The organism is Vibrio sp. YT-17 (assembly GCF_033337375.1).
Lineage (GTDB): Bacteria > Pseudomonadota > Gammaproteobacteria > Enterobacterales > Vibrionaceae > Vibrio > Vibrio alginolyticus.
The window spans coordinates 1-12,101 of the sequence record NZ_JAWOQP010000026.1 but is presented as its reverse complement, the minus strand read 5'-3'; the positions used below and the strand labels follow the sequence as shown (position 1 = coordinate 12,101).

The following is a 12,101-nucleotide window of genomic DNA, read 5'->3' as shown; positions in this document are numbered from 1 at the left end:
GGTGGTCAAAAGCCCCTAGAGCTGTACACTTTTGGGAAAAATTGAAATGGAATGCCGATTCTTTTCAGGAGAGATGCAAAAAAGCCCCAGTCTTTCGACTGAGGCTCTAAATAGCGGTCGGTGAAGAGCCGAATTCTAACTTCAGGCGAACCCCACTTGGGTTCAAATCCATTGATACATTACCGACTAATACAGTCCAAGCAAGATCATAAACTCTAAAACGACGAAAGCCTGCTAAAAAGCAGGCTTTCTAATAGTGGTCGGTGAAGAGGGATTCGAACCCCCGACCCTCTGGTCCCAAACCAGATGCGCTACCAAGCTGCGCTATTCACCGAACTGTATTTGCTGATTTTCTCAAATCAGACAGGACACTTCAACTAAGAAGTCACCTTAATTAATGGGGTGGCTAACGAGATTCGAACTCGCGACCACCGGAATCACAATCCAGGGCTCTACCAACTGAGCTATAGCCACCATCAATTTTTGCTGTTTACCGCTCTATTAGAGCCATAAACTAAATAGTGGTCGGTGAAGAGGGATTCGAACCCCCGACCCTCTGGTCCCAAACCAGATGCGCTACCAAGCTGCGCTATTCACCGACGATGTTTTATCTTGATTGAATCAAGATTGGGAGCAATGCTACCGCATTCAATCTAAAAAAGAAAGAATGGGGTGGCTAACGAGACTTGAACTCGCGACAACCGGAATCACAATCCGGGGCTCTACCAACTGAGCTATAGCCACCACTGATTTTTACCGATGTATCCTCCGAGGCAATGGTACGCCCGAAAGGATTCGAACCTTCGACCTTTGGCTCCGGAGGCCAACGCTCTATCCAACTGAGCTACGGGCGCATGCCCTATCGGCGGAGTGGAATAATACGGATATCACACTATGCCGTCTAGTACTTTTTTTACTTTTTTTATCGTTTGGTCTCTTTTTCGACAGTTATCTTCCGTTAAAGTGGATTTTTGATGTGATTCACGCCCTGTCATGGATAACTTGTTGTTTATTGCAACAAGTTATCGGGATATAATCACCCATTATTTACATTGATTTAACAGCTGCAACCAAGTTGTCTAATCATTCTATGCCATTCAGTGGAATTTAATGATTTCTCTGCTCGGCATTAATACTCTAACTATATAAATAGGTAAGTCACTTACCTCGGGAATGTGAAGTGGGTTTAATGGATATGTCTCGACAAATGATTAGCGTTTTGTTCGCTGCCTTAACGTTTTCTACGGCAGCTTTAGCTTCTGACATCAGCCAAACTGAATACGATGCGATCGCAGAACGCATCCAACCTGTCGGTGATGTTTATCTAGCGGGCTCTGAGCCAGTGAAAGAAGAACCAACCGGTCCACGTGATGGCGCCACAGTTTATGGTACTTTTTGTATTGCTTGTCACGCATCTGGTGTAAACGGCGCACCTAAAACAGGTAATGCCGATGATTGGGCACCGCGTATTGCACAAGGCAAAGATACGTTAGTGAAGCACGCATTAGAAGGCTTCAATGCGATGCCAGCCAAAGGAACCTGTATGGACTGTTCTGACGATGAAATCATCGCAGCAATTGACCACATGATTGAAGGTCTATAAGTAAAGACATCAACGAAAAAGGCTTGCCAGTTGGCAAGCCTTTTTGTTTTTAGTCAGTGAGAACAAGGTTACTTTACTTCTTAAACATTGCTCGAATATTGGCAATGTGTGCTTGACCTTTCGCCATACGCTCTTCTGCTGATACTGGCTTTTTGTTTACTTCCCATTCAACGTCATCAAATGGCAACTCATCCAAAAAGCGGCTTTGAGTCGGTTTGATCAACTCGCCGAACTGCCGACGCTCTTTGCACATAGTGAAAGTCAGTTCACGTTGCGCTCGAGTAATACCAACGTACATCAGGCGACGCTCTTCTTCCACGTTATCTTCATCAATACTGGTTTGGTGCGGTAAAATACCTTCTTCGGACCCAATTAAGTATACATATGGGAACTCAAGGCCTTTTGATGCGTGCAAGGTCATCAGTTGTACTGCATCACTGTCTTCATCTTCTTCACCGCGCTCCATCATGTCACGCAAGGTCAAACGTTGAACGACTTCTTTTAACGTTTTCTCTTCTTGATCGTAGTTGTCACCCTCTAGGTCCGCCACTATCCAGGAATAAAGGTCAGAAACGTTCTTCATTCTCATTTCAGCGGCTTTCGGACTTGCTGAAGTTTCGTATAGCCAATCTTCATAATGGATATCACGAACTAGCGAACGAACCGCTTCGACGGTATCACCACGCTCAGCTTGATCAGCAATCGCCACTAGCCATTGGGTGAAACGACGCAGGTTTTCTAGGCCACGTCCCGTTAGGTGCTGTTCGAGCCCCATTTCAAAGCTCGACTCAAACAGGCTCTTGCCTCGCATATTGGCATAACTGCCTAACTTCTCTAACGTCACTGGGCCAATTTCACGTCGTGGAGTATTCACAATGCGCAAAAATGCATTGTCGTCATCCGGATTAACCAAAACGCGCAAATACGCCATGATGTCTTTAATCTCTGCGCGCGCAAAAAACGAGGTGCCGCCAGAAATTTTATACGGTACGCGGTTTTGCATCAGAGACTTTTCAATCAAACGTGATTGGTGGTTACCACGATATAGAATCGCATAATCTTTATATTCGGTACGGTTTAGGAACTTATGCGCAATTAGTTCACCCGTTACGCGCTCTGCTTCATGCTCTTCATTTTTAGCCAACAACACTTTGAGTTTTTCACCGTCAGGAATTTCAGAGAACAAGGACTTCTCATAGACGTGAGGGTTGTTAGCTATCAAAATGTTGGCCGCACGCAGGATTCGACTCGTTGAACGGTAGTTTTGCTCTAGCTTAATCAAACGCAAATTCGGATAATCTTCACCCAGCAACACGAGGTTCTGAGGTTTCGCACCACGCCATGAATAAATAGACTGATCGTCATCCCCTACAACAGTCAATCGCCCACGTTCTCCGACAATTAATTTGACCAGCTCATACTGACTCGTGTTGGTATCTTGATACTCGTCAACCAGTAGGTAACGGATACGATTCTGCCAACGCTGACGAACATCTTCATGATTACGTAAGAGTAAAACGGGCATCAAAATTAGGTCATCAAAATCAAGCGCGTTATAGGCTTTCATTTGCTTTTGGTACATATCAAAACAGAACGCAAACAATTGTTGCTGTTCACCTTGCGCACGCGCTTTGGCTTGCTCTGGCGTCAACATGTCGTTTTTCCAGTTGGAAATACAACTCAGAAGCTGACGTAGCAGATCTTTATCACCATCAAGCTGCTTTTCGGTAAGTTCTTTGAGTAGCGCTAGCTGGTCTTGGTCATCAAACAGTGAGAAGCCCGCTTTCAACCCTAAATGCTTGTACTCACGCTTGATGATGTTCAATCCTAAAGTGTGGAATGTTGATACCATCAAACCTTTAGACTCACCTTTCCCTAACGTTTGACCTACACGCTCCTTCATTTCACGTGCTGCTTTGTTGGTAAACGTCACCGCCGCAATGTTACGCGCTTTGTAACCACATTGCTGAACCAGATAAGCGATTTTATTGGTAATAACACGAGTTTTGCCCGAGCCAGCACCAGCTAGCACTAGGCATGGACCAGACACGTATTTCACGGCTTCATCTTGACTAGGGTTCAGCTTCATAGAAATTCTCTGCGGGTGATGAATGTGGCGCCTATGATAAAGGGGTGGCCTCGTGAAAGCTATGCTGATTTCTTGTAATTTTCACACCAATTAAGTGCAATATTCTGTTGCATAAATGGCGGGTATTTAAGCTATAATGAATGAACGTTCATTCACTAAAGGGTGACATTATGAAGGATAACCCTGCTGTAGATAAACGAGAACAAATCTTAGTCGCTGCTGAACAACTCATTGCTGAATCTGGTTTTCAAGGGCTTTCCATGCAAAAGCTCGCCAATGAGGCAGGTGTCGCAGCAGGGACGATTTACCGTTATTTCTCAGATAAAGAACATCTTTTAGAGGAACTACGCCTTAACGTTGCTAAGCGTGTTGCTACTGCGGTGCAACTAGGTGTTAGTGAAGAGATGCCTTTAAAACAGCGTTATCGAACCATGTGGCTCAATATTTGGAATTTAGCGAGCTCGAACTTAAGTGCGATCAGCAACCGAGTCCAATATGAGTCTTTACCCTGTTCAAATAGTAGCAAAGCTCGGGAACTTGAGAGACAAATGTTTGCCCAAGTAGATCTTCTTTTTAATCAGGGTAAAGATGAGGGAGTATTCAAGCTTCTCGATAACGAAGTACTTTCTGGATTAAGTTTTGAGGCAAGTGTTGCACTTGCTCGGAAACACGCTTTGGGATTTTATCAACTGGATAAGACGGCATTAGAGGCCGCTATTGAAGCCAGTTGGGATGCAATTATTAAACACTAACTTGGAGTTCTTAATAGAATGAAAAAGTGGACTTTCTTTATGTTACTTATCGCCGTTCTCTTGTTCGGCAGCGTGATAGGTTTCAATTTATTTAAGCAACAAAAGATCGCTGAATACATGGCAAACCGTCCTGAACCTGAGTTCCCAGTAACCGTGACAGAAGTGCAAGCGGTGGATTGGGTACCAGTCATCGAGGCAATTGGTTTTATCGAGCCAAACCAAGGCGTGACGGTAGCGAACGAAACGAGCGGTGTTATCGATAAAATCGCGTTTGATTCCGGTACTCAAGTTAAATCGGGTCAGCCATTAGTGTTGCTTGATTCTGAAGTCGAAAAAGCAAATTTGAAGAGCTCGCAAGCTAAGTTGCCAGCGGCAGAAGCGAAATACAAACGCTACCAAGGCCTATTCAAAAAAGGCTCTATTTCTAAAGAAGCGTATGACGAAGCAGAAGCAAACTACTTCTCCTTAAAAGCGGATATTGAAAGCCTGAAAGCAACCATCGACCGACGCGAAATCAAAGCGCCATTTGATGGTGTGGTAGGTATTCGTAACGTGTACCTCGGTCAGTACCTACAGGCGGGCACCGATATTGTTCGCCTTGAAGATACCAGCGTGATGCGCTTGCGCTTCACCGTGCCACAAACCGATATTTCACGTATCAATATCGATCAAGAAGTGGATATCTTTGTTGACGCTTATCCAGACCAACCTTTCAAAGGGTCTATTTCTGCGATTGAACCAGCTGTAAACGTACAAAGTGGCTTGATTCAGGTTCAAGCGGATATCCCTAACAGTGACGGCAAACTACGTAGTGGTATGTTCGCGCGTGCAAACATCATTCTGCCTAAATTAGAAAATCAGGTCACGCTACCTCAAACCGCGATCACATTTACGCTGTATGGCGACAATGTTTACATCGTAACAGAAGAAGATGGCGAAAAACGCGTTAAGCAGCATGTGGTAAAAGTTGGCGAACGCTCTAAAGATATCGCACACATTCTAGAAGGCGTGAAGCCAGGTGATGTAGTGGTGACATCGGGTCAAGTCCGTTTGAGTAACCATGCGAAAGTAAGCATTGTCGAAAGCGATGCAACTACCCCACCTGCTGAAACACCAATGCTTTAAGTTGGAGGCATCATGCGCTTTACAGATGTTTTTATAAAACGTCCAGTTTTAGCGGTATCGATCAGCTTTTTGATTGCATTGCTTGGTTTGCAAGCGGTGTTCAAAATGCAGGTTCGTGAATACCCTGAAATGACGAATACGGTGGTCACCGTGACCACCAGTTACTACGGTGCAAGTGCCAACTTGATCCAAGGCTTTATTACTCAGCCATTGGAGCAAGCGGTAGCGCAAGCCGATAATATTGATTACATGACTTCGCAATCGGTACTGGGTAAATCGACCATTACTGTCAACATGAAGTTGAATACTGATCCAAATGCGGCGTTGTCTGACATTCTGGCGAAAACCAACTCGGTACGTTCACAGCTACCAAAAGAAGCCGAAGACCCAACCGTAACCATGTCGACAGGTTCGACAACGGCGGTACTGTACATCGGCTTTACGAGTGACGAGTTATCTTCAAGCCAGATCACTGACTACCTTGAGCGTGTAATCAACCCGCAGTTGTTCACCGTAAACGGTGTGTCCAAAGTTGACCTGTATGGTGGTATGAAGTACGCACTGCGCGTATGGCTAGATCCTGCCAAAATGGGCGCTTTGAAGTTGACCGCAACCGATGTGATGAGCGTTCTTAACGCCAACAACTACCAATCTGCAACCGGTCAAGCGACGGGTGAGTTCGTGCTTTATAACGGTAGCGCAGATACTCAGGTATCAAACGTTGCTGAACTTGAAGCATTGGTCGTGAAAACTGGTGAAGGGGATGTCATCCGCCTAGGTGATATCGCTAAAGTAACGCTAGAGAAGAGTCACGACGTTTATCGCGCAAGTGCAAACGGTCAAGAAGCTGTGGTTGCAGCGATCAACGCAGCGCCAAGTGCTAACCCAATCAACATTGCAGCAGACGTACTTGAACTGTTGCCTCAGCTCGAGCGCAACCTACCAAGTAACATCAAAATGAACGTAATGTACGACTCAACTATCGCCATCAACGAATCGATTCATGAAGTAGTGAAAACGATTCTTGAAGCAGCAGTAATCGTACTTGTGGTTATCACACTGTTCCTAGGTTCATTCCGCGCGGTAATCATTCCTATCGTGACCATCCCACTTTCATTGATTGGTGTGGCAATGGTGATGCAGGCAATGGGTTTCTCTTGGAACTTGATGACGCTACTGGCGATGGTGCTTGCCATCGGTCTAGTGGTGGATGACGCGATCGTTGTACTAGAAAACGTTGACCGTCACATCAAAGAAGGGGAATCGCCATTCCGAGCTGCAATCATTGGTACGCGTGAAATTGCGGTTCCAGTTATCGCGATGACATTGACGCTAGGTGCAGTGTACGCGCCAATCGCATTGATGGGTGGTATCACCGGTTCATTGTTCAAAGAGTTCGCTTTGACACTGGCAGGTTCAGTATTCGTATCCGGCATCATCGCTTTGACACTATCACCAATGATGTGTTCGAAGATGCTGAAAGCGAACGAGAAGCCAAGCAAGTTTGAGCAAAAAGTTCACCATATCCTTGATGGCATGACCACTCGTTACGAAGGCATGTTGAAAGCGGTAATGGCTCATCGTCCGGTTGTTATTGCGTTTGCAATCATTGTATTTGCAAGCTTACCGGTCTTGTTCAAGTTTATTCCTAGCGAACTAGCACCATCTGAAGATAAAGGTGTGGTCATGCTGATGGGTACCGCCCCATCAAACGCGAACTTGGACTATATCCAAAATACCATGGATGACGTAAACCAAATACTCTCAGATCAACCGGAAGTGGAATACGCACAGGTCTTTAATGGTGTACCAAACTCAAACCAAGCGTTTGGCCTAGCAACATTGAAGCCTTGGAGTGAACGAGAGGCAAGCCAATCTGAAATCACGAAACGTGTGGGTGGCCTAGTATCAAGTGTACCTGGTATGTCTGTCACTGCATTCCAAATGCCAGAGCTTCCAGGTGCAGGCTCAGGTCTACCTGTTCAGTTTGTAATTACAACACCAAATAGCTTCGAGAGCTTGTTTACTATCGCTAGCGATATTCTAACCGATGTTGCAAGTAGCCCAATGTTTGTCTATTCCGACCTGGATTTGAACTACGATTCAGCAACGATGAAGATCAAGATCGATAAAGACAAAGCGGGTGCCTACGGTGTGACTATGCAAGACATTGGCATCACCCTCAGCACGATGATGGCAGATGGTTATGTAAACCGAATCGACCTGAATGGCCGCTCGTATGAGGTGATCCCTCAAGTTGAGCGTAAATGGCGTCTAAACCCAGAATCGATGAAGAACTACTATGTACGCTCTGTGGATGGTAAAGCGGTTCCATTAGGCAGTCTGATTACCATTGATGTGGTGGCTGAGCCTCGCTCTTTGCCACACTTCAACCAGCTAAACTCAGCGACTGTGGGTGCAGTACCATCGCCTAGTGTTGCTATGGGTGACGCAATCGACTGGTTTGAGAATATTGCACAAACCAAGCTGCCTGCAGGCTATAACCACGATTACATGGGTGAATCTCGTCAGTTTGTAACGGAAGGTAGTGCCTTGTATGCAACCTTCGGTCTTGCACTTGCGATCATCTTCCTCGTTCTGGCGATTCAATTTGAATCACTCCGCGACCCTATTGTCATCATGGTATCTGTACCTCTGGCAATCTGTGGTGCCTTGATCGCATTGGCCTGGGGTACAGCCTCGATGAACATCTACTCGCAGGTTGGTTTGATCACGCTGGTCGGCCTAATAACCAAGCACGGTATCTTGATCTGTGAAGTAGCCAAAGAAGAGCAGTTACATAATAAACGGTCTCGTATTGATGCGGTGATGGAAGCTGCGAAAGTGCGTCTTCGCCCTATCCTAATGACCACTGCTGCGATGATCGCAGGTCTTATCCCGCTGATGTACGCAACAGGTGCAGGTGCCGCGCAACGTTTCAGTATCGGTATCGTCATCGTTGCTGGCCTTGCAATCGGTACACTGTTCACACTATTTGTACTACCTGTGATTTACAGCTACCTAGCTGAAAAACACAAACCTCTGCCAGTATTTGTTGAAGACAAAGACTTGGAGAAGTTAGCGCGAGTTGACGAAGCGAAAGCAGCTCATCGTGAATTAGCGGATAACAGATAAGCTATTAAGGCATTCAAAAAGGTCACTTCGGTGGCCTTTTTTATTGCCGCTCTCTTTTTTGCCATCTAAGTGGCGACTTTCACGTATCATTTACTTAAAATGAGGACAAATCAAAAGGAGTTTTAGCCACTATGTTTGACCCAAAGAAATTAGAGCAAATTGCTAAACAGATTCACGACTCAATGCCTCAACCTGTAAAAGAGTTGGGCTCTGATGTCGATCAGAAAGTTCGTCAAGTAATCCAAGGCCAGCTAAACAAGCTAGATGTTGTAAGTCGCGAAGAGTTTGATGTTCAAACTCAAGTTTTACTACGTACACGTCAAAAGCTAACAGAAATGGAACAGAAGTTGGCGCAACTTGAAGAAAAGCTTGCTGAAAAATAAGTATCAAAGCGCTCCTCACAAAGGAGCGTTTTTCTTATCGGCGCGCAGATAAATCGGCTAAAAACAAAAAGGCTTGGTCAACGGCGACCAAGCCTTTTGATTAGATGTTGTGTTTTATTTTGTATTTATCACTCCAGTCTGCCTGGAGTTTATCTACTGCGTTACTTGAGACTAAGTAAATTACGCTGTATTAAGGTTTCATTTCTAGGAGAAGGCGCGGACTTTACGATAGTAAACGAGCACCTTCGACACCGAAATGGAGCCTTAAGGCCAGTCATTTAGCCGCCCACCGCGATACGCTTCATATCAGTCATGTAACCACGTAGCTCTTCACCGATGTACTCTACAGGGTGGTTACGGATTGTTTCATTCACAGCGATAAGAGTCGCGTTATCCACTTGGTTAGACGTTTCACCTAAACCTTTACCAATTACGTCAGTATTTACGGCTGGCATAAACTTCTCACGTAGAAGCGGCGTTGCTACGTTAGCGAACAGGTAGTTACCGTATTCCGCAGTGTCTGAGATAACCACGTTCATCTCGTATAAACGCTTACGTGCGATAGTGTTTGCGATAAGTGGCAGCTCGTGTAGAGACTCGTAGTAAGCAGACTCATCGATGATGCCAGATGCCGTCATCGCTTCGAATGCTAGCTCAACACCCGCACGAACCATAGCAACCATCAAGATACCGTTATCGAAGTACTCTTGCTCAGAGATTTCTACGTCAGTTTCTGGGTAGTTTTCGAAAGCAGTTTCACCTGTTTCTGCACGCCAGCCTAGTAGATTTGCATCGTCGTTTGCCCAGTCAGCCATCATAGTGCTAGAGAAGTGACCGGTGATGATGTCATCCATGTGCTTGTTGTATAGCGGACGCATCAGTTCTTTTAGCTCTTCAGAAAGCTCAAATGCTTTCACTTTTGCAGGGTTAGTTAGGCGATCCATCATGTGAGTGATACCACCAAACTTCAGTGCTTCAGTGATGGTTTCCCAACCGTATTGAAGAAGCTTACCAGCGTAGCCAGGATCGATACCATCAGCAATCATCTTCTCGTAACACACGATAGAGCCAGCCTGTAGCATACCACAAAGGATAGTTTGCTCACCCATTAGGTCAGATTTCACCTCAGCAACGAAAGAAGACTCTAGACAGCCAGCACGGTGACCACCGGTTGCTGCTGCCCAAGCTTTCGCGATATCCCAACCTTCACCTTTTGGGTCGTTCTCTGGGTGAACAGCGATAAGAGTCGGTACACCGAAACCGCGCTTGTATTCTTCACGAACTTCCGTACCTGGACATTTAGGTGCAACCATTACTACCGTTAGGTCTTTACGGATTTGCATGCCTTCTTCAACAACGTTGAAACCGTGAGAGTAACCTAGTGCTGCGCCTTCTTTCATCAACGGCATTACCGTCTCAACAACGTTTGTGTGCTGCTTATCTGGAGTAAGGTTTACTACTAGATCAGCTTGTGGAATTAGCGTTTCGTAGCTACCTACCTCAAAACCGTTGTCTTTTGCGTTTTTGAATGACTGGCGTTGCTCATCAATCGCGGCTTGGCGAAGCGCATAAGCAACGTCTAGACCAGAGTCGCGCATGTTCAGACCTTGGTTAAGACCTTGAGCACCACAACCTACAATGACTACTTTCTTACCTTTCAGATAATCCGCTTCTGAAGCGAACTCACTGCGGTCCATAAAACGACAACGACCTAATTGGTCCAACTGCTCGCGCAAGTTTAGGGTATTGAAATAATTAGCCATCTGGGTGCTCCTTTGAGATTCTTCCATTGAGGTCAGTAATTGCCTTACCGAATAACTTCATACTAAAACAGACATGAGATTGCTTAAAGTGATATATTCACAATTAGTTATTGCAATTTATGCAACATGGAAATGAAAATTTAATGAATATCAAAAGCCTGCAACTTTTCATTCATCTCTGTGAGAGTAAAAGTTTCGCCAAGACCGCAGCGGCAATGCATATTAGCCCTTCAGCCTTAAGCCGACAGATACAAAAATTAGAGGAGGAAACCAGCCAACAATTGTTTTTACGCGACAACCGTAGCGTTGATTTAACTATCCAAGGTAAAAAGCTAGTCCCAGTAGCCTTAAAGATTCTTGGCGAATGGCAGCAGTATCAGAGTCACCTGAAGGGAACCGAGGATGAATTGAAAGGAGAAATCCGTCTCTTTTGTTCTGTTACTGCAAGCTACAGCCATCTTCCGGAGCTAATCTCTGACTTTCGTATTCAGAACCCTTTCATTGAGTTCAAACTATCAACCGGCGATCCAGCTCAAGCGATCGACAAAATACTAGCAGATGAAGCCGATATTGCCATATCAGCCAAGTCAGAACAGATGCCAAATAAAATCGCATTTGAAACGATCAGTGAAATCCCACTTTCTGTCATCGTACCTGTTGGGGTTAGTGCGTTTGCTGAAGAGCTACAAAAAGAAAAACCAGACTGGTCGGTCATTCCATTCATACTCCCAGAAGCAGGAACGGCAAGGGACAGGGCCAATACTTGGCTCAAACAAATGAAAATAAAGCCAAAGATCTACGCACAAACCTCCGGACATGAAGCCATCGTAAGTATGGTTGCATTGGGGTGTGGAGTAGGTATCGCACCTGATGTTGTAATCAACAACAGTCCGGTAAGAGAAAAGATAAATCGTTTAAAAGTCTTACCAATTAAACCTTTTAAACTTGGTGTTTGCTGCAACAAAACTCAGCTGGAGAATCCGCTTGTTAAAGCCTTTTGGAAGGTTGCAGAGAGCAAGTATATCGCACCTTAGATGAACACTTTTTAGGTATAAAGTGAGCTAATTTTAAAACTCTATAGATGCAAAAAAGCCCGCTCTTTCGAGCGGGCTTCTTAAATTTAAAGCCTGGCGATGTCCTACTCTCACATGGGGAAGCCCCACACTACCATCGGCGCTATTTCGTTTCACTTCTGAGTTCGGCATGGAAATCAGGTGGGTCCAAAACGCTATGGTCGCCAAGCAAATTCTT

8 protein-coding genes, 5 tRNA genes and 1 rRNA gene are annotated in these 12,101 nt (G+C 45.2%); 6 read left to right on the top strand and 8 right to left on the bottom strand.

All coding sequences use genetic code 11. The features are described from left to right. Nucleotides 1-257: 257 nt before the first annotated feature. The 5 genes from R7F67_RS20195 to R7F67_RS20175 form a co-directional block, all read right to left on the bottom strand. Nucleotides 258-334, bottom strand: a tRNA-Pro gene (locus R7F67_RS20195). Nucleotides 335-398: 64 nt separating this feature from the next. After that, nucleotides 399-474, bottom strand: a tRNA-His gene (locus R7F67_RS20190). Nucleotides 475-522: 48 nt separating this feature from the next. Beyond that, a tRNA-Pro gene (locus tag R7F67_RS20185) sits at nt 523-599 on the bottom strand. Between the two features lie 69 nt (nt 600-668). Beyond that, nucleotides 669-744: transfer RNA gene (locus R7F67_RS20180), tRNA-His, on the bottom strand. A gap of 33 nt (nt 745-777) precedes the next feature. Then, nucleotides 778-854 (bottom strand) — tRNA-Arg (locus R7F67_RS20175). Between the two features lie 335 nt (nt 855-1,189). Here R7F67_RS20175 and R7F67_RS20170 point away from each other — a divergent pair. Continuing rightward, on the top strand, nt 1,190-1,603 hold the full coding sequence (locus R7F67_RS20170; RefSeq protein ID WP_005384252.1) for a c-type cytochrome: 414 nt from the start codon (nt 1,190-1,192) through the stop codon (nt 1,601-1,603). Between the two features lie 73 nt (nt 1,604-1,676). Here the strand turns inward: R7F67_RS20170 and rep are convergent, their stop codons facing one another. Further along, complete coding sequence (rep, locus tag R7F67_RS20165) at nt 1,677-3,692, bottom strand: DNA helicase Rep (protein WP_005379104.1); 2,016 nt, start codon at nt 3,690-3,692, stop codon at nt 1,677-1,679. Nucleotides 3,693-3,862: 170 nt separating this feature from the next. Between rep and R7F67_RS20160 the strand changes: the two genes are divergently transcribed. The 4 genes from R7F67_RS20160 (at nt 3,863) to ubiK (ending at nt 9,087) form a co-directional block, all read left to right on the top strand. Further along, nucleotides 3,863-4,444 carry a TetR/AcrR family transcriptional regulator gene (locus R7F67_RS20160; protein ID WP_005384254.1) on the top strand — a complete coding sequence of 194 codons (582 nt, stop codon included), beginning with the start codon at nt 3,863-3,865 and terminating at the stop codon, nt 4,442-4,444. A gap of 18 nt (nt 4,445-4,462) precedes the next feature. Beyond that, nucleotides 4,463-5,569: a multidrug efflux RND transporter periplasmic adaptor subunit VmeC gene (gene vmeC, locus R7F67_RS20155; RefSeq protein WP_005379101.1), complete on the top strand. Its 1,107-nt coding sequence runs from the start codon at nt 4,463-4,465 to the stop codon at nt 5,567-5,569. Between the two features lie 12 nt (nt 5,570-5,581). Further along, complete coding sequence (vmeD, locus tag R7F67_RS20150; protein WP_005384257.1) at nt 5,582-8,704, top strand: multidrug efflux RND transporter permease subunit VmeD; 3,123 nt, start codon at nt 5,582-5,584, stop codon at nt 8,702-8,704. Nucleotides 8,705-8,835: 131 nt separating this feature from the next. After that, nucleotides 8,836-9,087, top strand: coding sequence for a ubiquinone biosynthesis accessory factor UbiK (gene ubiK, locus R7F67_RS20145; RefSeq protein WP_005379099.1), 252 nt, complete (start codon nt 8,836-8,838; stop codon nt 9,085-9,087). A gap of 278 nt (nt 9,088-9,365) precedes the next feature. On the opposite strand, the gene ilvC is transcribed toward ubiK, so the two are convergent. Next, entirely contained in the window at nt 9,366-10,850 is a 1,485-nt protein-coding gene (ilvC, locus tag R7F67_RS20140) for a ketol-acid reductoisomerase (protein WP_005379098.1), read from the bottom strand. Between the two features lie 143 nt (nt 10,851-10,993). Between ilvC and ilvY the strand changes: the two genes are divergently transcribed. Beyond that, a complete protein-coding gene (gene ilvY / locus R7F67_RS20135) occupies nt 10,994-11,884 on the top strand; it encodes an HTH-type transcriptional activator IlvY (RefSeq protein WP_005379097.1) in 891 nt (296 codons plus the stop codon). Between the two features lie 91 nt (nt 11,885-11,975). Here the strand turns inward: ilvY and rrf are convergent. Beyond that, a 5S ribosomal RNA gene (gene rrf / locus R7F67_RS20130) occupies nt 11,976-12,092 on the bottom strand. Nucleotides 12,093-12,101 lie beyond the last annotated feature (9 nt).